The sequence below is a fragment of the Ruegeria sp. SCP10 genome (assembly GCF_040329495.1).
Lineage (GTDB): Bacteria > Pseudomonadota > Alphaproteobacteria > Rhodobacterales > Rhodobacteraceae > Ruegeria.
Genome location: NZ_JBDZYF010000003.1, coordinates 296738 through 320267, shown reverse-complemented (window position 1 = coordinate 320267; position 23530 = coordinate 296738). Strand labels below are relative to the sequence as shown.

The 23530-nt window shown below is 55.7% G+C and carries 24 protein-coding genes and 1 riboswitch; of the genes, 15 read left to right on the top strand and 9 right to left on the bottom strand.

Annotated features, from left to right (window positions below; translation table 11 throughout):
* Positions 1 to 12: 12 nt before the first annotated feature.
* The 4 genes from ABLN87_RS10595 to ABLN87_RS10580 are packed head-to-tail and all read left to right on the top strand — an operon-like array spanning position 13 to position 4988.
* Positions 13 to 1044 (top strand): TRAP transporter substrate-binding protein, encoded by a 1032-nt coding sequence (locus ABLN87_RS10595; RefSeq protein ID WP_353009925.1) that lies wholly within the window; start codon positions 13 to 15, stop codon positions 1042 to 1044.
* A 57-nt stretch (positions 1045 to 1101) separates the two neighbouring features.
* A complete protein-coding gene (locus tag ABLN87_RS10590; RefSeq protein WP_353009923.1) occupies positions 1102 to 2463 on the top strand; it encodes a glutamine synthetase family protein in 1362 nt (453 codons plus the stop codon).
* Between the two features lie 3 nt (positions 2464 to 2466).
* Positions 2467 to 3846, top strand: a complete 1380-nt coding sequence (locus ABLN87_RS10585; protein WP_353009920.1) for an aldehyde dehydrogenase family protein — start codon at positions 2467 to 2469, stop codon at positions 3844 to 3846.
* Positions 3843 to 4988, top strand: coding sequence for an iron-containing alcohol dehydrogenase (locus ABLN87_RS10580; protein ID WP_353009919.1), 1146 nt, complete (start codon positions 3843 to 3845; stop codon positions 4986 to 4988). The genes ABLN87_RS10585 and ABLN87_RS10580 overlap by 4 nt, the downstream gene beginning before the upstream one ends.
* A gap of 30 nt (positions 4989 to 5018) precedes the next feature.
* Here ABLN87_RS10580 and ABLN87_RS10575 read toward each other — a convergent pair whose 3' ends face one another.
* The gene (locus ABLN87_RS10575; protein ID WP_353009917.1) at positions 5019 to 5477 is read right to left on the bottom strand and encodes a MarR family winged helix-turn-helix transcriptional regulator; all 459 of its coding nucleotides are present in this window, start codon (positions 5475 to 5477) and stop codon (positions 5019 to 5021) included.
* Between the two features lie 53 nt (positions 5478 to 5530).
* Here ABLN87_RS10575 and ABLN87_RS10570 point away from each other — a divergent pair, with 53 nt between their 5' ends.
* Positions 5531 to 7000, top strand: coding sequence for a multicopper oxidase domain-containing protein (locus ABLN87_RS10570; protein WP_353009915.1), 1470 nt, complete (start codon positions 5531 to 5533; stop codon positions 6998 to 7000).
* Positions 7001 to 7047: 47 nt separating this feature from the next.
* Here the strand turns inward: ABLN87_RS10570 and ABLN87_RS10565 are convergent, their stop codons facing one another.
* Complete coding sequence (locus ABLN87_RS10565; protein ID WP_353009913.1) at positions 7048 to 8127, bottom strand: hybrid-cluster NAD(P)-dependent oxidoreductase; 1080 nt, start codon at positions 8125 to 8127, stop codon at positions 7048 to 7050.
* Positions 8128 to 8132: 5 nt separating this feature from the next.
* Positions 8133 to 9356, bottom strand: a complete 1224-nt coding sequence (locus ABLN87_RS10560; RefSeq protein WP_353009910.1) for an aromatic ring-hydroxylating oxygenase subunit alpha — start codon at positions 9354 to 9356, stop codon at positions 8133 to 8135.
* Positions 9357 to 9468: 112 nt separating this feature from the next.
* Positions 9469 to 9672: riboswitch (cobalamin riboswitch) on the bottom strand.
* Between the two features lie 221 nt (positions 9673 to 9893).
* On the opposite strand from ABLN87_RS10560, the gene ABLN87_RS10555 reads away from it, so the two are divergent.
* Together ABLN87_RS10555 and ABLN87_RS10550 are read left to right on the top strand one after the other, a co-directional pair.
* On the top strand, positions 9894 to 11021 hold the full coding sequence (locus ABLN87_RS10555; RefSeq protein ID WP_353009908.1) for an aminotransferase: 1128 nt from the start codon (positions 9894 to 9896) through the stop codon (positions 11019 to 11021).
* Positions 11022 to 11204: 183 nt separating this feature from the next.
* The gene (locus ABLN87_RS10550) at positions 11205 to 12368 is read left to right on the top strand and encodes a helix-turn-helix domain-containing protein (protein ID WP_353009906.1); all 1164 of its coding nucleotides are present in this window, start codon (positions 11205 to 11207) and stop codon (positions 12366 to 12368) included.
* A 68-nt stretch (positions 12369 to 12436) separates the two neighbouring features.
* On the opposite strand, the gene ABLN87_RS10545 is transcribed toward ABLN87_RS10550, so the two are convergent.
* Entirely contained in the window at positions 12437 to 13288 is an 852-nt protein-coding gene (locus ABLN87_RS10545; RefSeq protein WP_353009903.1) for a MipA/OmpV family protein, read from the bottom strand.
* Between the two features lie 288 nt (positions 13289 to 13576).
* Here ABLN87_RS10545 and ABLN87_RS10540 point away from each other — a divergent pair, with 288 nt between their 5' ends.
* On the top strand, positions 13577 to 14149 hold the full coding sequence (locus ABLN87_RS10540; protein WP_353009902.1) for a hypothetical protein: 573 nt from the start codon (positions 13577 to 13579) through the stop codon (positions 14147 to 14149).
* A gap of 37 nt (positions 14150 to 14186) precedes the next feature.
* Here ABLN87_RS10540 and ABLN87_RS10535 read toward each other — a convergent pair whose 3' ends face one another.
* Complete coding sequence (locus ABLN87_RS10535) at positions 14187 to 14627, bottom strand: hypothetical protein (RefSeq protein WP_353009900.1); 441 nt, start codon at positions 14625 to 14627, stop codon at positions 14187 to 14189.
* Between the two features lie 121 nt (positions 14628 to 14748).
* Here ABLN87_RS10535 and ABLN87_RS10530 point away from each other — a divergent pair, with 121 nt between their 5' ends.
* Positions 14749 to 15519 (top strand): helix-turn-helix domain-containing protein, encoded by a 771-nt coding sequence (locus tag ABLN87_RS10530; protein WP_353009897.1) that lies wholly within the window; start codon positions 14749 to 14751, stop codon positions 15517 to 15519.
* Positions 15520 to 15544: 25 nt separating this feature from the next.
* On the opposite strand, the gene ABLN87_RS10525 is transcribed toward ABLN87_RS10530, so the two are convergent.
* Complete coding sequence (locus tag ABLN87_RS10525) at positions 15545 to 16213, bottom strand: helix-turn-helix domain-containing protein (protein WP_353009895.1); 669 nt, start codon at positions 16211 to 16213, stop codon at positions 15545 to 15547.
* Between the two features lie 83 nt (positions 16214 to 16296).
* Here ABLN87_RS10525 and ABLN87_RS10520 point away from each other — a divergent pair, with 83 nt between their 5' ends.
* The 4 genes from ABLN87_RS10520 (at position 16297) to ABLN87_RS10505 (ending at position 18641) form a co-directional block, all read left to right on the top strand.
* Positions 16297 to 17400, top strand: a complete 1104-nt coding sequence (locus tag ABLN87_RS10520; protein WP_353009893.1) for an NmrA family NAD(P)-binding protein — start codon at positions 16297 to 16299, stop codon at positions 17398 to 17400.
* A gap of 1 nt (position 17401) precedes the next feature.
* Positions 17402 to 17695 (top strand): DUF1330 domain-containing protein, encoded by a 294-nt coding sequence (locus tag ABLN87_RS10515; protein ID WP_353009891.1) that lies wholly within the window; start codon positions 17402 to 17404, stop codon positions 17693 to 17695.
* A 71-nt stretch (positions 17696 to 17766) separates the two neighbouring features.
* The gene (locus ABLN87_RS10510) at positions 17767 to 18138 is read left to right on the top strand and encodes a VOC family protein (RefSeq protein WP_353009888.1); all 372 of its coding nucleotides are present in this window, start codon (positions 17767 to 17769) and stop codon (positions 18136 to 18138) included.
* Positions 18139 to 18176: 38 nt separating this feature from the next.
* Positions 18177 to 18641 carry a GFA family protein gene (locus ABLN87_RS10505; RefSeq protein ID WP_353009886.1) on the top strand — a complete coding sequence of 155 codons (465 nt, stop codon included), beginning with the start codon at positions 18177 to 18179 and terminating at the stop codon, positions 18639 to 18641.
* Here the strand turns inward: ABLN87_RS10505 and ABLN87_RS10500 are convergent.
* Entirely contained in the window at positions 18638 to 19348 is a 711-nt protein-coding gene (locus tag ABLN87_RS10500) for a helix-turn-helix transcriptional regulator (RefSeq protein WP_353009884.1), read from the bottom strand. The genes ABLN87_RS10505 and ABLN87_RS10500 overlap by 4 nt on opposite strands.
* A gap of 108 nt (positions 19349 to 19456) precedes the next feature.
* Here ABLN87_RS10500 and ABLN87_RS10495 point away from each other — a divergent pair, with 108 nt between their 5' ends.
* Entirely contained in the window at positions 19457 to 19876 is a 420-nt protein-coding gene (locus tag ABLN87_RS10495; protein WP_353009882.1) for a VOC family protein, read from the top strand.
* 39 nt (positions 19877 to 19915) lie between these two features.
* Here ABLN87_RS10495 and ABLN87_RS10490 read toward each other — a convergent pair whose 3' ends face one another.
* Both ABLN87_RS10490 and betI read right to left on the bottom strand, forming a co-directional pair.
* Complete coding sequence (locus ABLN87_RS10490) at positions 19916 to 21715, bottom strand: vanadium-dependent haloperoxidase (RefSeq protein ID WP_353009880.1); 1800 nt, start codon at positions 21713 to 21715, stop codon at positions 19916 to 19918.
* A gap of 185 nt (positions 21716 to 21900) precedes the next feature.
* Positions 21901 to 22485: a choline-binding transcriptional repressor BetI gene (betI, locus tag ABLN87_RS10485; protein ID WP_353009878.1), complete on the bottom strand. Its 585-nt coding sequence runs from the start codon at positions 22483 to 22485 to the stop codon at positions 21901 to 21903.
* Positions 22486 to 22598: 113 nt separating this feature from the next.
* Here betI and choX point away from each other — a divergent pair, with 113 nt between their 5' ends.
* Complete coding sequence (gene choX / locus ABLN87_RS10480) at positions 22599 to 23516, top strand: choline ABC transporter substrate-binding protein (protein WP_353009875.1); 918 nt, start codon at positions 22599 to 22601, stop codon at positions 23514 to 23516.
* Positions 23517 to 23530: the final 14 nt, after the last annotated feature.

The following is a 23530-nucleotide window of genomic DNA, read 5'->3' as shown; positions in this document are numbered from 1 at the left end:
AAGGAGGTTCACATGACCACAAGACGCAAGTTTATCAAAGGTGCTGCCGTTGCCGCACCTGCCGCGCTGGCTGCTCCAGCTCTGGCACAATCGACGATCACATGGCGGATGCAGACCTACGCGGGCGCTGCACTCGCGGCCGAGGTGGTGGTTCCGGCCATCGAGACCTTCAACAAAATCGCAGGCGACCGCATGCAGATCGAGCTGTTCTTTGCAGATCAGCTGGTCCCTACAGGTGAGCTGTTCCAGGCGATGCAGCGCGGTACAATAGATGCTGTGCAGTCCGATGATGACTCGATGGCGTCACCCACCGAAGTGACCGTGTTTGGCGGCTACTTCCCATTTGGATCGCGCTATTCGCTGGATGTGCCTGTTCTGTTCAACCAATATGGCTTGAAAGAGATCTGGGACGAGGAATACTCGAAAGTCGGCGTCAAACACATCTCAGCCGGCGCGTGGGATCCATGCCACTTTGCCACAAAGGACCCAATCCGCTCGCTCGAAGATCTCAAAGGCAAGCGGGTCTTTACCTTCCCAACCGCGGGTCGGTTCCTCAGCCAGTTTGGTGTGGTCCCCGTGACCCTGCCTTGGGAAGACATCGAAGTCGCGGTGCAGACCGGCGAGCTGGATGGCATCGCTTGGTCCGGCATTACCGAGGATTACACAGTTGGCTGGGCTGATGTGACCAACTACTTCCTGACCAACAACATCTCGGGCGCCTGGATTGGCCACTTCTTCGCCAATATGGATCGCTGGAACGAGTTGCCCGAAGACCTGCAAGCCCTGCTTGCGGTCTGCATGGAGCAAAGCCACTACTATCGCCAGTGGTGGTATTGGGGCGGAGAAGCCAACCTTCGGGTCAACGGCACCAAGATGGAGCTGACCTCGATCCCCGATGAGGAATGGGCGCAGGTTGAAAACGCCGCTGTCGAGTTCTGGGATGAGATTGCCGCTGAAAGCCCGACCAAAGCCAAGATCGTTGACATTTTCCGCCAGTATAACGCGGATATGCAAAAAGCCGGACGCCCCTATCGCTACGGCTAAACCAACCGGCGCCCCGACAGGTTCGGGGCGCTGCCTGCCCTATTCAAGGATTGCCAAATGACCTCTCCGCTCACCTTTGATGCACTGAAAGAACAGGCCGCTTCGGGCGTGATTGACACTGTTCTGGTGTGCTTTGTCGACATGCAAGGCCGGCTTATGGGCAAACGGTTCCATGTGTCGAACTTCCTTGAAAGCGGCCATGAGGAAACACATTGCTGCAACTACCTTCTGGCCACTGATCTTGAGATGGCGACACCGGATGGCTACGCCTCGACCAGTTGGAGCCAGGGTTATGGCGATTATGTGATGAAGCCGGACCTGACGACGCTATGGCCTGTGCCGTGGCTGGAAGGAACCGCGATGGTTCTGTGTGACATACTGGATCACCACAGCCACGCACCGGTGTCACATGCACCCCGACAGGTTTTGAAAAAACAGATTGCCCGCGCCGAGAGCATGGGCCTGACTCCCAAAATGGCCACCGAGCTTGAGTTTTTTATTTTCAAAAAACCGCTCGATGAGATGCGTGCCGAAGGCTATCGCGACCTGACCACGTTGGGGCCGTATAACGAGGACTACCACATCCTTCAGACCACCAAGGAAGAACATGTGATGCGCCCCCTTCGCAATCACTTGTATGCCGCCGGAATTCCCATTGAGAATTCCAAAGGTGAGGCCGAGGTTGGTCAGGAAGAGCTGAACATCAAATATGCCGAGGCGCTGCTTTGCGCTGATCACCACACGATTGCAAAACACGCCACGAAAGAGATCGCCTGGCAACAAGGTCATTCCGCCAGTTTCCTGCCCAAATGGCATCAAGATCGCGTCGGAAGCGCCTCGCACGTACATATGTCGCTTTGGCAGGGCACCGAGAACGCGTTCCAAGGCGATGGTGCACATGGGATGTCAGATTTGATGCGGCATTTCATGGCCGGGCTGATCGCCTATGCACCAGACTGTACCTATTTCTTCGCGCCTTACATCAATTCATACAAACGATTTGCAAAGGGTACATTTGCGCCGACCAAAACCGCCTGGTCTGTGGACAACCGCACCGCCGGTTTCCGGCTCTGTGGGGCAGATACCAAGGCTGTCCGGGTCGAATGCCGCATCCCAGGATCGGACATTAACCCCTATCTGACCCAAGCTGCGCTTTTGGCTGCCGGGCTAAAGGGGATCGAAGACAAGCTAACATTGGCCGATGCCGCGACAGGTGACTTGTACGAGGATGATAGCGTTCCCGAAATCCCACGCACCTTGCGGGCGGCCACCGAAACCTTGCGCGGCTCTTCGATGCTGCGCGCAGCAATTGGGGATGACGTGATTGATCACTATACCCGTGCGGCTGAATGGGAACAGGAAGAGTTTGACCGCATCGTCACCGACTGGGAAGTCGCCCGCGGTTTTGAGAAGGCCTGATACATGAGCAAGATCACCTGCACCTCTCCGATTGATGGCTCAGTCTATGCCGAACGGGATTGCCTGTCCGTAGACGCCGCACGGGTCGCTGTTGCGCGCGCAAAGGCGGCGCAGCGCGATTGGGCGGCGCTGCCTTTGCAGGATCGCATCGCCTATGTGAATAAGGCCGTCGCCTATATCGGCGAGACCACTGACCGCATGGTGATCGAGCTTGCGCATCAGATGGGCCGCCCGGTACGCTATGGCGGTGAGTTTGGAGGGTTCGAAGAACGCGCGCATCACATGGCTTCGATTGCCGCAGATGCGCTGGCCCCAATTGTGATCGAAGACTCAGATGATTTCCTGCGTAAGATCGAGCGTGAACCGCAAGGTGTTGTCTTTGTCGTGGCCCCCTGGAACTATCCCTACATGACCGCGATCAATACGATTGCGCCCGCTCTGATCGCGGGCAATGCGGTGGTTCTGAAACACGCGTCGCAAACCATTCTGGTTGGGGAACATCTGGCCGAGGCCTTCGCGGCCGCTGGTCTGCCTGGAGCCGTGTTTACAAATCTGGTGTTGGATCATGACACAACCTCGATCCTGATTGCCGAAGGCCATTTCGGATTGGTCAACTTCACCGGCTCGGTTGGCGGGGGCCGCGCGATGGAACGCGCCGCTGCGGGAACGTTCACGGCGGTTTCAACCGAACTCGGCGGAAAAGACCCCGGATATGTGCGCGTCGACGCGGATCTGGATGCAGCGGTTGAGACGCTGATCGACGGGGCGATGTTCAACTCGGGCCAGTGCTGTTGTGGGATTGAGCGGATTTACGTGCATCACAGCCTGTTTGATGCATTCGTCGAAAAGGCGGTTGCGTTGGTGAAAACCTATGTGCTGGGTGATCCGCGCAACCCGGAAACCACACTGGGCCCAATGGCCAACATACGGTTCGCCCAGGAGGCGCGCGCCCAGATTGATGAGGCGATGGCAGCAGGTGCAACGGCCCACATCCCAACCATGCCCACCGATGATGGCGGGGCCTATCTGACCCCACAAATCCTCACAGAGGTGACCCACGACATGCGGATCATGCGGGATGAAACCTTTGGACCTGCAGTAGGCATCATGCCCGTGCAAAATGACGCCGAAGCCATTGAACTGATGAATGACAGCCAGTTTGGCCTGACCTGCTCGCTTTGGACCCGCGATGCCGACGCAGCAGAGGCGATTGGTCGCCAGTTGGAAACCGGCACCGTGTTTATGAACCGTTGCGACTATCTGGATCCCGCCCTGTGTTGGACCGGATGCAAAGACACCGGGCGCGGTGCGGGCCTGTCAGCTCTCGGCTTTCACGCTGTCACCCGCCCCAAATCCTACCATCTGAAGAAGCTGAAATCATGACCCAAACCGCCAATTGGAGCTATCCAAACCCCATCCGCTTTGGTGCGGGGCGCATCGCCGAAATAGGCGAGGCCTGCGCTGCGGCAGGGATTACGAAACCCCTACTAGTCACCGATCGGGGCCTTGCCGAGAATGAGATCACCAAGCGGACCCTGGCGCTTATGGAAAGCGCCGGGCTCGGGTCGGGGCTTTTTGCCGAAGTTGACGCCAACCCCACGGATCTAAATGCCGAGGCCGGTGTCGCAGCCTACAATGCAGGTGGTTATGACGGGGTGATCGCCTTTGGCGGGGGCTCGGGCCTTGATCTGGCGAAAACCGTCGCCTTCATGGCAGGTCAGACACGACCCATCTGGGATTTCGAAGATATCGGCGATTGGTGGACCCGCGCGGATGCAGATGCCATCGCGCCCGTTGTGGCCGTGCCCACCACGGCAGGCACCGGGTCCGAAGTCGGTCGCGCCAGCGTGATCACCAATTCAGAAAGCCACGAAAAGAAGATCATCTTCCACCCCAAGATGCTGCCTGCACAGGTCATCATGGACCCGGAACTGACGGTTGGTATGCCCAAATTCATCACCGCCGGGACCGGGCTGGACGCCTTCGCCCATTGTGTCGAGGCCTATTCCAGTCCGCACTACCATCCAATGAGCCAAGGCATCGCGCTGGAGGGGATGCGTCTGGTCAAAGAGTATCTGCCCCGTGCTTATGCAGATGGCAGCGATCTGGAGGCCCGTGGTCAGATGATGAGCGCCGCGGCCATGGGCGCAACGGCGTTTCAGAAAGGCTTGGGAGCGATCCACGCGCTTAGCCATCCCGTTGGCGCGGTTCATCATACCCACCACGGCACGACCAACGCTGTGTTTATGCCCGCCGTTTTGAAGTTCAACGCCGATGCCATCCGCACACGATTTGATCAGGCGGCGGCTTATCTGGGAATTGAGGGCGGCTTTGACGGGTTCTGTGCTTTTGTCGACGATTTCAATGCGTCATTCAACATTCCGCGTACGCTGACCGAACTGGGTGTCAAAGACCCGGATTTCGATGCGCTGACCGAGGCCGCTTTGCGCGACCCAAGCTTAGGTGGCAATCCAGTCCCGCTCACGGCACAGGATATCCGAGGCTTATTCGAAGCGACCAGATAAGACGCAACCTAGTGCCCGGAATAGCCGCCCCTAAGCTTGGGTGGTTGCAACAAGCTCCTTTAGCAAAGCGCGTAGATGCTCTTTGCTATCGGCCCCCAAAGTCTCGGCGATTTCCGCCTCAATCCCTCTGATCTGGTCTGCGGCGCATTTGCGCCAGCGGTGACCTTTTTCCGTTATTGTCACCACTTTGTCGCGCTTACTGTCGGGGCCCGCATCAACCCTAACCATGCCCTGTGCGACCAACCGGTCAACCGCCTGCTTTGCGGCCTGACGGGAAAACCCCATCTCTCGATGAATGACAGAGAGTTTAACCGTGCGCCCGCGCAGCTGGGCAAAGACCTGCATATCTGCGGGCCGTATCGCGGCAAACTCCGTCTGTGCCCGCACATCATCCATGCGCGCGTTCCAATGGGCGATCAAAGTCATCATCATGCCTTTGATATTCTGACCCAGAAAGTCATTGTCGCGTTTATCAATCACGGTTGACAATTTGCCTTCATACCTATTTCATCAATCTTAGTTGATATTGATTGGTGACTTCAATGGATCGCAGAACATTTCTGAAAGCGTCTGGGGCAACTGCCTTGGTTGCGCGCGGCGGCATGGCCTGGGCCCAATCTGCCTCAGGCGCCCTGCGGCTAATTCCAATGACGGACCTTACAAACGGGATCGAAGAGCGTATTGCGCTGACGCTGAACCCATCGACACATGATTTTGGCAATGGCGCGCAAAGTGCGACTTTCGGGATAAATAACAACTACCTCGGTCCGGTTCTTAAGGTTAAACAAGGCCAAACTCTGCCCTTTGACGTAGTTAACAACATAGGTGACACTTCGACCCTGCATTGGCACGGGCTGCATATTCCGGGAGATGTGGATGGCGGGCCGCATCAAGAGATCGCGCATGGCAGCGTCTGGTCGCCGGATGTGCCGATTGTTCAACACGCTTCGATGAACTGGTTTCACTCGCACATGCATGGCAAAACCGCACGCCAGACTTATCAAGGGCTTGCCGGTGTCCTATTGGTCGAAGATGACGGCAGCCTTTCAGCCGATTTGCCACAGACTTATGGCGTGGATGATTTCACGCTGATCCTTCAGGATAAGATGTTCGATGCAGAAGGGCGCATGAGCTACAATGTGTCTGCTGCCGTTTTTGAGGATGGCTTTGAAGGCGATACCCTTATCGTCAACGGCACCATCGCACCCGTCGCGCAAGCGGTTCCGACCGGCCTTGTGCGGCTTCGCATTCTGAACGCCTGTAACGCGCGCTTCCTTGGATTGTCGATGGAAACCGGACCCATGACGGTGATCGCATCGGACGGAGGGTTTCTGCCCGCACCGGTCGAGGCGGAGAGCATCCTGATGTCGCCTGGTGAAAGGTATGAGGTGCTCGTGGATATGAGCGCGCTTGAGGCGAACGCCTTGAATGTCAATCTTAACGGGAACGGTGGCGGGTTCTTTGCCAACCTTTTTGGAGGGAATCAAACAGTGACTGCTTTGCGGTTGGCGAGAACCGCACAGACCGGTTTCACCGGGTCAATGCCGACCAGACTCGCCAATCTCTCCCCTGCTCAACCCTCTGAGGCGACAGTCACGCGATCTTTTGAGTTGAACATGAATGTCGGGGCAGATCTTGCCGCACTTGCGCTGGCGTGGGACAATTTCTGCGGCGATGCCGGAGCGATGGCCATAAACGGTTTGCCAATGAAAATGGACCGGATTGATGAGACGGTCAGAAAAGGCGATACCGAAATCTGGCGTATCTCAGTTGATGATCAACTGCACCCCTTTCACATCCATGGTTGTTCCTTCCGCATTCTCTCACAAAACGGAGGCCCCGCCCCCGCCTATGCGCAAGGCTGGAAAGATATGGTCCATGTCGAGGATGGCTGGTCCGAAGTTCTGGTGCGGTTCGACCATGATGCGCCTTCTGACGCGCCCTATATGTATCACTGCCACATCCTGGAACATGAAGATTGCGGCATGATGGGGCAGTTCACCGTGTCATAGTAAGATCAAACCAACCGCCCCGGGCGCATTCCGGGGCGGTTTTGAGACTAAACCTCCACCTCAACCCTACCGATCGGATTGGAACAGCAGGCAAGAATGTAACCGGCTTCGATATCGTCTTCGGATATCCCGCCATTGTGGACCATATGCACCTCACCTGCTGTTTTTCTAACCTTGCAGGTCCCGCAAACGCCAAACGTACAGCCCGAGGGGATGTTCAACCCAACCGACCGTGCAGCGACCAGAACCGTGTCGGTTTCGGCAACTTTGGCAGTCACGCCGGAGCTTGCGAACACAATCTCAGCCTTGCTGTCATCATCTGGGATAACATCGTCCAGCTCTGGCTGATCGGCCTCGGTTTCAACCGGGGCGCCAAAGCTTTCCTGATGATAGTTGTCCATATCATAGCCCAGCCCGACCAGAGCATCGCGTACCGCCTGCATGAATGGTTCCGGGCCGCAGCAATAGACTTCACGCTCCAAATAGTCAGGCGCCATCAGGCCCAGCATCAATTGGTTGAACTGCCCCTGATACCCCGTCCAAGGGCGATAGCGGTCGGGCTCTTCAACAACGAATTTCAGATCTAGGCCAGGGGTTCGGCTGGCCATGTGCTCCAGCCGCTGACGAAAGATGATCTCGGACGGTCGTTTGGCGCAGTTGATAAAGACAATATCCAGATCACGCCCCTCGTCCCACATGCAGGTGGTCATCGACATCATCGGCGTGATCCCGGACCCGGCAGAGATGAATAGATATTTGCCAGCCGTGCTTTCAACATTTGAAAACAGCCCGGCTGGTCCGATGGCTTTGATCCGCATGCCGGGCTGTAAATTCTTCAACATCCAGCGCGTCCCAATACTGTCCGGCTGGGCCTTGGCGGTGATCGTGATCGACCGTGGCCGCGAGGGAGAAGATGAGATCGTGTAAGTGCGATGCACAACCCCACCCGGCTGCCCAGGAGCCGGGATTTCAAGGGTCAGAAACTGCCCTGGATGGTACGCAAACATCGACCCAGACGGGGCGCGAAAGGTGAAACTGGCCGTATTGGCCATCTCGGGCACGACCGAGACGCATTCCAGTGTTTCGCTGTCCTGCCAGATATTCGCAACCGCGTTGAGATCTTTCATCACCGTTACTCCGCCGCGATTGTTTCGGGGGCCAACCGACCGGCCAACGTGTTGCAATACCAATCCACGAATTGCAGCACACCAGATTCCTGCGTCGGCGAATACGGGCCAGGCAGATAGGTCGGGCTGTTTATACCCAGCTGATTATCCTCGACCACCTGACGGTCTTCGTCATTGGTGGCAATCCAGACCTCGGTCAGACGTTTCAGATCGTAATCGACCCCTTCAACGGCATCCTTGTGAACCAGCCATTTGGTTGTGACCTCGGTTTCAGTCGGGCTGATTGGTGTGACGCGGAACACGATGGAATGATCAGCCAGAAAGTGGTTCCAGGTTGTTGGATAATGGAATTTCAACAACGCCCCTGCATCCGCAAACGGCGACCGGCCCAGCCAGCGCCGCACGGCGGATTTCCCATCCATCGTATAACTTTGCGCCCCTTCTTTCAGAGGCATCCGAGCCATACGGAATTGCCCGTCATCATGCAGGTAGAACTGCGAGGGCATCCCGGCGGCTTCGCACCTGTCAAAATGGGCTTGCATATGCAGCGGCGTCTCACCGCCTTCGATCCCTGTGACTGCAGGATCATCAGGGAAGGTGCGGCATAGCGCGGGATGGTTGCCACCGCAGTGGTAACACTCGCGGTTATTCTCCCAAACCAGCTTCCAATTACCCTTTTCAATGATTGAACTTTCAAAAGCCACTTTGGCGTTGCCCAGATCATGCGGCTCCAGATAAGGGCGCGCGGTGTTGGCGAACATGTCGAAATCTGGGGCGTTGTCCGCAAGACAGATGTAAACCAACCCGGCAAGCTCGCGGCAATGAACTGTCTTCAGCCCATGCTGTTTCGGATCGAAATCCGGCCCCATATCGCGCGCCCACAGCAATGAACCATCAAGCTCGTAGGTCCATTGGTGATAGGGGCAAACCAGTTTAGGCGCATTGCCTTTTGCAGCCTTGCAAATGATCGAACCACGGTGGCGGCAGGTGTTGTGAAACGCCCTGATTTGGTTGTCAGCACCACGCACAATGACAACGCGGTGGGCGCCCACGGTATAGGTTACGTAGTCACCTGCTTTCACCAGTTCACAGGCCGGAATGGCAAACAGCCAATCGCGGTAGTGGATGACTTCAAGATCGGCCTGAAATACCTGGGGGTCTGTATAAAACGCCTGCTCGAGCGCGTAACCAGGGATGCGACGTGCCAACAGGCTTTGAATGCTGTTCATTTCTGGCTCTCCTGCCGCGCCCCGCGGCATTGCTTGGGCAGATGACAAGGAGGAACCGTCCGGAGGCGCGCGAGGATCACGTCCGAAACATGTGCCCCCACCGCCACCCGCGGTTTGACATATCTGCAAGGCTGGTTTCCGGACTTGAAAGGGGCTTCCGCCCGGTTGCGACACCTTCCCGGGATCCTCGTCCCAGTGGTTGATTGCCGAACCTGACCTTCCTTACCGTTGCGGGGGCAGTGCCGGAATTTCACCGGCTTCCCAATTCTCCGCTGTCTGAGACTCAAACAGCGGCACCTCACATGCACAGGATAGAGTCGCGCGGTTCTTATGCTGAGAGGCTTGCGACATTTCCAGTTTCAAAACAGACATCTCAATGCTCGGGTCGAACCCGGGTTTGTGAAGTAAAACCCCTGGATACATTTCAGGCACAAACCCGCAATCTTCCGCTTGGCTGGTTTGGCGGTATAAGACATCTTCATAACCGTGCGTCCGTTACGTGCCATCGCCCCAAATGCTGAAAGTAGGAGAGCCCCAATGGAAATCAGACCCTTTGGTGTTGAGATGTGGATGAATGAGTTCGAGACGACCTGCGAACTCAATCTGGCTGAGACCTGCATTCAGTCCATCACGCTGGGCGAACTGTTCGACATGGCGGGCCAGCACAACAGTATTCTGAACGATCTGTCATCCATGAAGATGACCTATGGCGCGATTGAAGGGTCAGAACGCCTGCGCGATGCGATCTGTGGCCTGTATGACAGTCAGGGCCGGGATAACATCCTAACGACGCATGGGACCATCGGCGCGAACTCTCTGGTGCATCAGACGCTGGTATCGCGTGGTGATCACGTGATCTCTGTAATCCCGACCTATCAGCAACACTATTCCATTCCCGAAAGCATCGGTGCCGATATCGAATTGTTGCATCTGCGGCCCGAAAACGCGTTCCTGCCCGATCTGGACGAGTTGCGGGCGATGGTGCGACCCGATACGCGCCTGATTGCGATCAACAATCCCAACAACCCAACCGGGGCGCTGATGGATCGCGCATTGCTGGAACAAATCGTCGAGATTGCGCGCGACGTTGATGCCTGGCTGCTGTGTGACGAGGTCTATCGCGGAACGGATCAGACAGGCGACGGCTTCACCGTCGCGGTCGCGGACCTGTACGAAAAAGGGATCAGCACGGCAGGCATGTCCAAGGCCTATTCGCTGGCCGGGTTGCGGGTTGGCTGGATCGCCGGACCCAAAGAGATGCTGCATGACGTGATGATCCATCGGGATTACAACACGATCTCGGTCGGCAAGATCGACGAAATGCTAGCCGCTATGGCGCTGGAACATCGCGACAAGATACTGGCGCGGGCGCACCGGATCACCCGCGAAAATCTGCGGCTCGTTCAGGATTGGATCGTAAGCGAGCCGCTGCTCAGCTGGGTGCCACCAAAATCCGGCACTACGGCCTTGTTGAAATACGATCTGCCGATGGCTTCACGCGATCTATGCGTGACGCTTTTGCAAGAAGAAGGTGTGATGCTGACGCCGGGCAGCGCAATGGACATGGAGGGCTGGCTGAGGCTTGGCTACACCAACCCGACAGAAGACTTGAAAGCTGGTCTGGCCCGGATTTCGGAATTTCTGGCGCGCCACGCCAAGTCGTAGCGCGCCAAACGGCCGCGCAAGAATGTAGATTCAACCCGTCTTGCGCCGTCTCAAACGTCCTGTCCGATCAAAAGAGACGACAAACCCCATGAAATTGGTAGATGTCAGATCGCATGCTGTAGAGGGCATGAAGAGGCTGCAGCGCAAGGCCACCCGTGGTCGATTTTCAGAGAGTAAGTAATATTGGAATCCGCTACTCAATTCGTTGATACCGCCTTTATCGGGCTATGCCTGTTTTGTGCTAACCTGCTGTTTCTGAGAAAGCGCGATACCGGTGTGTTCATGCCACTGGCCGCGCTGTTTCTTATACAAGGCCTGTCCTCTCTTGGCGCTTTGATCGCCGACGCGTCCGTAAGTGAGGTCGAGTTCAACCTTCTGATGCGCGTCAGCGTGCTTGTTGTTGTGTTCGATCTCGCAAGCCCCTTTTTGTTTTGGCTTTATGTCCGCGCCTTGACCAGCGAAGCCGATGAAGCGCACAAACCAAGGCTGCGTTATCACCTACCCCCGATCATCATATGCGGGCTGCTCATGTCATCGCTGATGTTTCTGCCAACGGATCTGAGCGATGTGGACCTTCCAGAGGACGATCCCCGGTTGTTGCGGTTTGTGTTGATCGCCTTGGCGGTTTTGGTCGCTGACGTATTGTTTCGGATCATAATGGCCGTTTACCTGATCCTGATCATCCGAATATTGATGACCTACCGCAAACGGCTGCGCGAAGTGTTCGCAAGCACCGAAAACCGAGAGCTGACTTGGGTTTGGGTGATTACTATGGCTGCCCTGTCATTTTGGTTTCTGTCAGCGGCTGTTAGCATACTTACAGTGTCCGAGGCCGTCGGGTTCGAGGTGCAAGATGAGTTGCTCGATTTCCTAGAAAGCCTTGCCCTGCTGTTTCTGTTCTGGGTCATTGGCATATGGGGCCTACGGCAACGTCCCGGCCTGACCCGAACACCTGTCTCAGACCCGCCGGACCCGGATGAGCCATCCGAGCGCAAATACAAGAAATCTGCCCTTGACGAAGAACGCGCTGCACGGATTGCGAAAAAAATCGAAACGGCGATGAGCCAGGACCTGCTTTATCGCGAACCGAACCTTAGCCTATGGGATCTGGCCAAACACATCGGTGTCACGTCTCACTATGTTTCGCAAACGTTGAACGCAAACCTGAACAGCACGTTCTTCGACTATATCAACCGATGGCGGATCAATGATGCAATCGAGCAATTGACCTCGACCGACGAGACCATTCTGAACATCGCGTATGATGTTGGCTTCAATTCGCGCTCAGCCTTTTACAAGGCTTTTAAGCGCGAGACGGGGAAAACCCCTTCTGATGTGCGCAACTAGTTTCGGAAGCAACTGAACCAGCACGATCACCGTGCTGGCTCAGTCGACGAGGTATCGTTTGTCAGGTCTTAGAACTGGTAGGCAACTGACACGACGGCTGCATAGTTCCCTTTGGATTTCACAATCGGGCTGTCCGCCGCATCTCCCAGCAGGCGCGAATAGGCCAATAGGCCGGTGACACCCCAGCTTCTGCCGATCTGTTTGCTGACGCCAAGTTCGACGTTCAGCGCATTTACACCGGACTCTGCCCGGTATTGGCGCAGACCTGAACGGGCGGATTGTGTTGAGGTCACACCAAAGAAACTTTGGTTGTAGTCCTCATCCGCCCAATCGACAGAGACCCCGCCGATTAGAACAACGCCGTTTTGGCTGGTTTCGTCGTTGTAAGGCCGACCTGTGGGGGCCAGCGCACCCCGGATCACACCAAACGGCACCTGCGTTTGCAGACCCAGTGACACAACGGTGCCTTCCGAGCCACCCAGAAACTTCCTGACATCCGCCGTCGCGGTCAGGCTTTGACCCAGATCGAACTGAGTACCCAGCGATAGCACAGCGCTATTGTCGATATCGCCCAATCCTTTCAGATCGTCGCTATCGTCTTCGTCCCGTCCGCCGCCATAGCCAACAGCCGCAGACACACGAAACCCATTCTGATCGTACAGAAAGGCGCCCAGCCCCTGATCCGAGATTACAAACCTGTCCCGCCAGACGCCTTCAAAGGTGACCAGCGGTGCCAATTCATATTCATCCGATCCTTGATATTCGGGGACCAATCCCCCGCCTGCGCCGATGTAAAATGCCCAGTCTTTGTCCGAAGCCGATAAGGTATTGGCAACCTGGGCGGATAGTGGCGTGCTGCTCAGCACAACGCCAAATCCAATTGCGGCAAACCTTCCGCAACTACAAGAATTCAATGTCATGAATTTCCTCAATCTTCTTACTGTTTTGATGACGGTCAGGGACCGTCTGGCGTGTGACTGACAAGGCGTTTCGACATGCACCCCATCGCGGGCGCATCGGCAAAACGCCCTGATCAGACGCAGCATCAAACTATCCTTCATCCGATTAAATGCCGTCTCGTCCGGTCGAACGGGACATCCCGAGCTGTTCTCGCCGATGGGTCGAGACGCTTAAAACACGTTGTTCGGCTTAGTTTTTCCCCATCGCCGCGTGATTACGCAGGGGCCATGAAACAAAGGAGTAGAAACGTGCAACATAGGCACAGAAAACGCATTTTCATTCAAAGACGTTACAAATCCGGTCGTGTTCTGGATACGGACACCAAAAAAGCCCTGCTGCTGTTGCTTGCAATGCTCCTGGCTTTTGGCATCGCCTCGGCGCAAAAGGCCTTAGCTGCTGATATCCGACCCAAAGATGGTGTCTGGCAAGGCGCAACAACCGTTCGTCAGGTCAACGGTTGCACACCTGAGATTCAGCAAGAGATCAAAAGCGGGCCCCAGACCGAAATCCTGTATCACGACTCGATGACCTTTAAGGCCCCGTTCGATTTCAAACAGTTTAACCGCGTGCTGGATGCAGATGTGAGCTGGACCAAACAAGGCCCAAATCAGTGGCACGGCACAGTGGTCGAAACCGAGCGTACTATGTTCGGCGCAGTAACCAGCACCACTGAGCTGAAGACCCTTGTCGCCAGTGACACACGGATCAATCAAACCGCCGTCATGACCGTTTCATTTTCGCGCCGGCTGGCAGAAAAGCTTGGGGTTTCAGCGCCGTGCGTCGTTGATATCGATATCATCCACCGGCATCTGGGCCCATGAAACAGAACGTCCATGAGGCCCTCGGCTGGAAACGCCCTTAGCTGGTTTTTGCTGTCGATGCACCCTTTGAGGAGAAACGGTCCAGAAACGGAATGGTGAACATCCCCAGGAACACCAGGTTGCCGATCAGGTTGAACGGCGCGCCCGCCAGCACAGACCCCAGGCTGTCGACGCAGAACCATGTCCAAATCGATAGAAGGATGACTCGTTTTGAGAATGCAGGCGCAATACGCATCCCCTCGCCCGCAAGAGCCCAGAGCAGGATACCCCAACCGACCATGATCCCCCCGCCGATCGCGCTGAGCAGTCTTGCCCCCTCGGACGTAAGTCTCTGCGCGCCATCGAGCGGCCAAAAGATCAGATCGCCAAAAAAAGTTGGCACAGCATCCATGGCGGGATGGGCCCCCATCCAGATGACGCCGCCGAACAAAATCACCAACCCGGCCCCGGTTTTCAAAAGCTTCTCTTGCAGGTCCATGGCATGTCCTTTCTTTTTAGATCGATGATTGAGATCTAAGTCCGCACAGGTAATGTAAGCAATTACCTATCAGGTAAGGGTTGTGATTTAGTCGGCGCATAACCGCGAGGGAGGACAGTTTTTGGCACAGTTCGGTTCTCTGCTGAAAGGCTGGCGCGGCACCCGTGGGCTAAGCCAGCTGCAACTGGCAGGCCTTGCGGATGTTTCAGCGCGTCATATTTCGTTTCTGGAAACCGGTCGCGCGCGACCCAGCCGCGATATGGTGCTACATCTGTCCGAGGTTCTGGATGTCCCGAGACCCGAGCGAAATCGCCTGTTGTACGGGGCCGGATTTGCCGCGCTCTATAGGCAGGAAGCCCCCGACAGCGCCTTGCTGAAACCCATCAATGATGCAATCACACATCTTCTGTCGAGACACGATCCCTACCCCGCGATTGTTCTGGATGGGCTTTGGCGATTGCGACATCTCAACACAGCGGCAAGCGCGTTGCTGACGGTTGCTGGACTGTCCGAGGGCGATAGCTTGCTTAAAGCAGTTTGCGACCCGGATTGGGGGCCCAGCATTATCGAAAACTGGGGAGAGGTTGGCCATCATACGATGATCCGCCTACGATCCGAGAGTTTACAAGCTGGCGGGGTATCCGAACTGGACCAAGCCGTCGCGCAGTTGGCGGCCGATCCAGCCATTGCAGCCTGGAGACCCACTGGACCGTTGCCACCTGTGATCCCCACGATATATCGAGCTGGTGGCTTGCGCCTCAGCCTGTTTTCCACGTTTTCCCAGTTTCGCACCGCAGAAGACATCGTGGTCGCCGATCTGAATATCGAGCTGATGTTTCCCGCAGATGAAGAAACACGCGACGCCTTGAATGCATTCGCTGCTGCTAGCTGACTGCGGGGTACGATCTATTGGCGGACTAAGCATGTTGCTGAAACACGCCCAGAATCAAACTCATAAGCTCTAGCAAAGCCTGGTCCTTTCCAGGTGTGTTCACTTCAATCGTGGAATGGTCGTTTAGAAAGGATTGCCGGGTCATTTCACCTTCTGACAGCGCCAGCAAAGAGGCATAGCTGGTGCGCAGTTCGACATCAGGGTCTGTTGCTGCTGCATAAGATACAGTCGCAGATCCGTCTGAGGCCTTCAGTTCAAACGCCTCGCCATCCACAACAAGGCTTGCCACCACACTCAGATCCCCGGTGCAAACACGTTGCGCGGCGGCGTTGAGCGTCACCGCAACTGTACGCAGGTTTCCGGGTCGGGCAATTTCGCCCGCATTGGGAAACAGTGCACCAAACATCGCCAGCTCAAAAATCAGGCTGCCTGTCCGGCGCCCTAAATCTGTCAGTTCATACAGCATCGCACCATGGGGGCCATCGCGTCTGGCAACCAGCCCATCGGCAACCAACTTGGCAAGCCGATCGGTCAGCAGGTTTGCAGCGATCCCGCTAAGCCCGCTTTGCAGGTCGGTAAATCGCGCTGGTCCGGCATGCAGGTCGCGCAAAATCAACAAGGTCCATCTGTCACCCACGCGATCCAATCCGCGTGCGATTGGACAGAGCAGTTTATACGAGCGTGGCTTAGCCATTGTACACCTCACGATTTCGTTACTTTATTTTTTAAAGCAACCGCTTTATTCCCTTAACTATCGAATGGAATGGAGTCGATGCAATGTCAACACAGCCCAGGATTTTGGTGACAAGTGCTGCTGGAAAAACCGGCCTGCCCGTAGCCCTTCAGTTGCTTACCAAGGGTGTCCGCGTCCGAGCCTTTGTGCGTTCCAGAGATCATCGCGCAGATCGTCTGAAAGCGGCTGGCGCTGAGGTTTTTGTTGGTAATCAATATGATATGAGCGATTTGCGCAAAGCGATGCAAGGTGTGCAACGCGCCTATCAATGTGCCCCGACCGCTCCTAACGGATTACACTTCAATGCTGCCTTCACTGCGGCAGCCTTTGAAGCCAAGATCGAGCATGTGGTCACACTTGGACAATGGCTTTCAAGCGTTGATCATCCGTCTCTGTTCACGCGCGAAGTGTATATCAGCGACATTCTGATTGGCATGCGCCCTGAAATGAGCGTGACCACGATCAATCCGGGATGGTTTGCAGACAACTATCTTATGGGTGTTGGGCTGGCAGCACATCTCGGGATACTCGCGATGCCGTTGGGCGACGGAGATACCCGCAAAAACGCACCACCCTCGAACGAGGATATTGCGCGTGTCGCTGTTGCTGCCTTGTTGGATCCAGACACACATAGTGGTCAAACCTATCGACCCACCGGGCCCGAACTGATCTCTCCAAACCAGATTGCTCATGACATTGGTGAGGCACTTGGGCGTCGCGTGCGGTACATGGATATCTCGGAAAAGATGATGCTGAAGGCGCTCAAGGCGATGCCCCCGTCAAATTACTCCGAAGCCGCGGCCTCGCAGCTCGCTCTTTATTCCGAAGAATACAGGCGAGGGACTTTTGCTGTGAACGCGCCAACAGACGCTGTCGCACGGTTAGGTGGGCAAGAGCCTGAGAGTTTTTTGACCATCGCAAAGCGAACAGTCGCTGCACGCCCGGATTTGATCCGCAGCACATCACGTACAATCGCGGCAATGGGCGGCTTCGTCAGAATGTTGCTCACCCAGCCACCCGATCTGGACCAGCTTGCGAACGACCGTGACTTTGTTCCGATCGCAATCCCCAAATTCAGTCAGGACGACGCCGCCTGGCGCCGCACCCATGCCGTTTCCAATGATCTTAACTCCAGAGAGGTTGCCTAACATGACTGCACTGATGATATCGACCATCAAAGTAACCGATCCTGCCGGATTTCGGGACTATATGGCCAAGACTCAAGAGATCGCCCGTCCGTACGGTGCCAAAGCCCTGTTCAACGGGATGCGGAGTGCCACTCTCAACGGCACGGATACCGAGGGTGACATGGTCGTTGTTGTTAGCTTCCCTGACATCGAAACCTTGGAGCGGTGGAATACCTCGGACGAGTACAAAAAGATCGTAGCCCTGCGAGATGCCAGTTCCAGTCAGGTGATGACGGCCTATAGTGCCTTTGAATGATACACGGTCCCATCCTCTAATGGGTGGGATCAAATCCATTTGGATTGATCTATTTGCATAAGGTACTTTTGATGAAACGAGCTTTTACCAACATCCTGACCCATGATGTCGCTGCGACGGCCGCATTCTACGAAGATCTGCTGGGCCTGACGCGCAGTGGTGATTTTGGATGGTTCATCATTTTGTCCAACGATGATCTGCCGGGATTCGAGCTTGGCATTCTTGACAAAGATCACGAGTCGGTTCCAGATATTCTGGCGTGGCCCCCCGCTGGTGCCATCCTCACCTTTGTCGTCGACGACGTCGAGGAGTTGTATCGCAAAGCCATCGCAAACGGGGCCGAGATAATCCAGCCTCCGACCGATCTGTTCTACGGCCAACGACGCCTGATGTTGCGCGACCCTACCGGAACAGCCGTGGATATCAGCTCTCCCATTCGCTAGCGGGCACCCTCACCCTAGAAAAAAAGGAACCGTTTGATATGGGCATTCCAACACCCCCATATACCGGCCAGTGTCTTTGCGGCGCAGTGCGTGTCACCCTCACGGCCGCGCCCCTACTGACTGTGGCTTGTCATTGCGCCGACTGCCAGAAACTCACGGCCAGTGCGTTTTCGTTGACCACGATGTTTCCGCGCGACAGCTTTGAATGCACCGGCGCGCTGGTAACAGGAGGACGACACTCGGCCGAGCGACAGCATTTCTACTGCCGTTCCTGCCTTTGCTTTGTCTATTCCGAGGTCGGCCAAACGGACCGGATCAACCTGCGCACATCCGTGTTGGACGAGGCCGACAAGTTTGAACCCTTTCTTGAGGTTATGCGTGAAGACAAGTTGGAATGGTCCAACACTCCCTCTGTCCATCGCTACGACAGGTATCCGACCAGCCCCGAAGAGTTGCAGGCATTGATGTCAGCTTACTCGAGCTGGTGCGCTACCGGTGGCTAACTGCTTGATCCCAGGGTGTATCGCTTGCGCTCAGCCTCCATCGCTGCGCGCCACTCGGCCCGCACGAGGTCCATCCGACGTGGGATTTTGTCCGACAGAATCTGTCCTTGAACGATCAGTTCGGTTCTGAAATATCGAAACCCCTCACGAAGCTCGCACCAGGCTGCAATGATCCGGCCCGCGTCCCGATAGCCCAGTAGGATCGGCCAGATCACCCGGTCCGTCAGAGTATTCTTGTTATCACGATAGGTCAGCGAAATCTTCGCACGTTGCCGGATGGCCTGGCGAATGTCAGCCGCTGACAAGACCTCTGACACAGGATCAACGGGCGCGACGCTTAGGATGGGGGCCGCAAACGACGCCTCGAACCGTGCCGGGCTGACCGTTTCGATCTTTGACAACAACTTTTCCGCAGCCAGCGCCAGCTCTGGCTCGCCACGCGTTCGCACCCATTGCGCGCCAAGAATTGCCGCTTCGATCTCGTCCGAAGTCAGCATTAGGGGCGGCATGTGAAAGCCAGCCTCCAGTACATAGCCAACGCCGGCTTCGCCCTGAATTGGTACGCCCTGGGCCATCAGGGCAGCGATGTCGCGATAGATGGTTCGTTTGGTCACGCCAAGCTCAGCGCCAATCGCGTGCCCCGAGATCGGAACCTTAGCTCGTCGCAGAATTTCAATGATCTCAAACAGCCTGTCACCGCGTCTCATACCACTCTCCCTGAGGGGTAACATACCTATGCTGACACTATGGTGACAACATGCTGTCAGCAGAGGGTGTGTAGATATCAGATCAGACCTGAAACAGGAGATAAATGAATGAAGCACATCCTATCTATGACACTTGCAATGCTCTGTGCGGACGGCTCAGCTGCACAAGACACGGCGCTCTTGGCCATGGGTGCTTATGTGCCCTCCGATGACATGCAAGAATCCGAAACGTTCTATCGCACGCTATTCGCGCGGGATCCGATGATCCAACTAGAGGGGTTTGTCGCCTTCGATATATCGGGCGGTTGGTTTGCGATCGTGTCACGCAATAAATACGCGCCTGACGCCCAAGCAGGCACTGGCGCGATCCCTTATATTCGTTCAGGCAACTTAAGCATGCTACGTACCCGCATTCAAAACACAGGCGCTGAGGCACCCGAGATTATTGAAGACCCAGGCATTCACTTGCTCAAGATCACTGACCCAAACGGCCAACTTGTTGAGTTTTTTCAGCTTATAAGCCAATGAAACAGTGCCCCCGATAAAAACGGGGGCACCTTCTTCTGGTTACCGGTTTCCAATCCGGCGTACCGGACCGTCGAACGTGGGAACCGACAGGACAAAGGGATCAGTCGGGTAGCAGATTGCCTGTTCCTCGAGCATCGCAATCGCGATTTCTTCGCCCATGCGCAGGCTGTCATAGTAGTCAGAGTAATAATGCACACCGGCCATATTGCGCCCGATTGAGATATTGGCAGCAAGCTTGTTCAGCTCACCTTCCAGGGTCAGTGGGCACTTGACGACCTTGCGGTCAAGCTTGTCGCAGCCTTTCTTTGGCGCTGAATATTCGCTCGCCTCAGAAATAGAACGGTAGAACCCGTCCTTGCCACAATTGCAGCTATCGCGATCAGCGTTTTTGCCCAGAACTGTGCTGGTGTCAAAATAGGCTTTCAACACTGTTACACAGGCACCCGCAACGGTCGCATGCCCGGCACCATAAGCTGGATGCATCGGAGAACCTTCACCGAAGGCCATAGGCAGCAAAAAGTTACCTTTGTTGAATTGCTTTGGCTGCCTTGGGTTACCGTGCGCGATCTTGTCGAGGGTCGATTTACCATCGCACCCTTTGTTCGACATCAGATCATCACACATCTTGCTGAAAGCCCCGCAAAGACTGGGGTGATATTGCTCGATCACATCAGCCTTTGCGAGCCGCGCAGCCAGTGCTTCAGGGCGCAGACGCAAATGGTTATTGAACTTTTGGAACCGAACCGCCTTCAGCGCGCGTGTCGCCACTTCGGTCACCAGAGTCAGAATATGCGGACCACCATAAAGGGCAAACCCGCCAGCATTCTGTGGCTGACCCGAGCTAGGATCGTAGACATCGCGCATGCCCGAGAGATTTGCAAACCCCGGATCAAACGGCGTGCCCATGCCCAGCAGGATTAGACAAGCATTGAGATAGGCCTGATAGAGCGCGTCGTAGTGCACATACGTAGCCAGATCGCGCGGTGTTTTTATGAAGCAGCGCTTCTTCTCGCTAAAGTCCTGACCAGCGCCACACATATTGACGTCATAGCCCTGTTGAACATCAAGCCACTCTTTCCATGTCTTCATGTAGTCATCGCCTTTGGCGGCAACCAAAACACGCTGGTCTACCTGCTGAGCTCCAAAGCTGATCAACCCGTCCTCTAGATCAACGGATCCAGCTTGATCGCGGGTACCAATCAACATGAGCTGAGACAGGTACGGTCCCTTGTCACAGCCCGGGGACGAGCCTCTGAAGGCAGTTTGAGCATCCAGCGTAGTTGTTGTCGCACTTGTGCGACCTCTGCCACCTGGGAAACCGGCTTGGGCAAAATCAAGCGCATTCAGCCGCGCGACTGAGTTGGACAGCTGAGCACCACCGGTTTGAAACTGTGAAAATGACACATCGCGCAAAATGGCCAACTCGTAGACTTCGGCCATCTCAAAGGTCAGCTCGTCGCTACAGAGTTCGGGCGCCGGCGGCATAGTTACGGCCTGCGCATCGGGGCCTTCAAGATCGTAGACCACACCGGCAGTCGGTGCCTCCCACTTTCTGCGCCCCTTTCCCCTGGGCGGGGTTGGAACAGGAACCCGGGATGTGAACGGCTCGATCCAGCCTTCGTCAATGGCCTGACGAAACGCTTCGAAATGACCCTTGTTATCAACAAGCCCTGTGACGGAGCTATGATTAAGTCCTTTGGTAAAGCTCATCGGATAATGTGCAGTGGCGTATCTCTGCTCGTCACCATTGGCAATGTGATCTGGGTGCACCCGGTCATGCGCCATGCGTGCAGCGGATACCCGGCCTTCAAATGCGGCCTCTCGGCGGTTGACTGCCATGTCTAACACTCCTTTGAAAATAAAAAATTTAAATTGAATTGGTCTTAAAGCGCTGACGCGAAAATAACGTCAACGCGTGCTGGTCTCTATCACAGAGCGTGTTTGTCCGCCGTGAAACAGATCACGTTTGCCGATAGATTGGCCGGTGGCCTACCGGGAAATAACCGGATCAGGCACAGATGATGTTATGCGGAAGTCGCTGAAAGGCTCTGACGCAGATAGCCTAAGGCGATTTCGGTTGCGTCATCCGGGCTGAGGTTTCCGCCCTTGAACGACAATCGAATGTAGAGCCCATCAATCAGAGATGCCAGCGCCACCGCAACCTCTTCAGCCCGCGTGCCGACAAGTGGTTTCAGATTGCTTTTCAGATTGGATTGCAGCCTGTGATAGTAGATATGCAACAGGCGTTCAGTCTCTTTGGAATATTGCGCCTGCACATAGAAGCTCAGCCAAGCATTGGTGATCCCCGGACGGAAGTTCTGGCTGGAAAAGCAAGAAATAATAATGGCTTCCAGTCGTTGCTCGGGTGTTTTCGCCTGCGCCAGCCCTTTGCGCACATCGGTCCCAAAGATCGTCAGAATGCGCCGCATGGCCGAGATCAGGATCTGTTCCTTGCTGCCAAAATAATGATGCGCCAACCCGCTGGACACCCCAGCAACATCCGCGATCTTTGCAACCGTAATGTCGGTTGATCCGGTCCGACCAATCTCGGCAATGGCGGCTTCGATGATCTCGTTTTTGCGTATGTCTTTGATTTTTGTTCTTGGCATATCCAGCGCCTAGTTCATCATAGAAACAGGGTCAAACAAATTGATTATTGACTAATGAATCAATTTTTTGATTATACGTCAACAAATATACAAGAAACCAACGGGAGAACATCATGCCTTTTAAAGTGACTGCAACGGCGCTGGCGGCGCTTCTGAGCGCAAACGCAGCTTATGCCGCCTGCGACAAGGTTACCTTTTCGGATGTGGGATGGACAGACATCACCGCGACCACGGCGACGACCACAACCATTCTTGAGGCGCTGGGCTATGAGACGGATGTCAAAGTCCTATCCGTGCCGGTGACTTACAAATCGCTCGAATTGGGGGATGTGGATGTCTTCCTGGGCAACTGGATGCCCACGATGGAGGCCGACATCGCCCCTTACCGCGAAGCTGGCACCGTCGACACCGTGCGGGCCAACCTGAAAGGCACCCAGTACACCCTGGCCACCAACGCGGCGGGCCGTGACTTGGGTATTGCCACTTTTGCCGATATCGCCACCCATGCTGACGCTCTGGATGGCACAATCTATGGGATCGAGCCGGGCAATGACGGCAACCGCATCGTTCTGGACCTGATTGCCGAAGACAAGTTTGGTCTATCCGCGATGAACTTGGTCGAAAGCTCGGAACAGGGCATGCTGGCGCAAGCATCGCGCATCGACGGTCGCGGCAAACCCGTGGTGTTCCTGGGCTGGGCACCGCACCCGATGAACTCGAATATGGAGCTGACCTACCTGACGGGCGGTGAGGAATGGTTCGGCGCCGAGGGCGACGTCTACACCAACACGCGCAGTGGCTATGTCACCGAATGCCCCAATGTTGGTGCGTTGCTGACCAATCTTGAGTTCACGCTGCCGATGGAAAACGAAATCATGGCTTCCATTCTGGAAGATGGTCAGGATCCAGCAGATGCGGCCAGGGCATGGCTAGCAGGCAATATGGACACTGTCGAGGTTTGGCTGGACGGGGTCACGACGCTGGATGGCGGTGACGCGAATGCCGCTGTCAAAAGCGCTCTGGGTCTCTGATCTCAGCTGAAAAC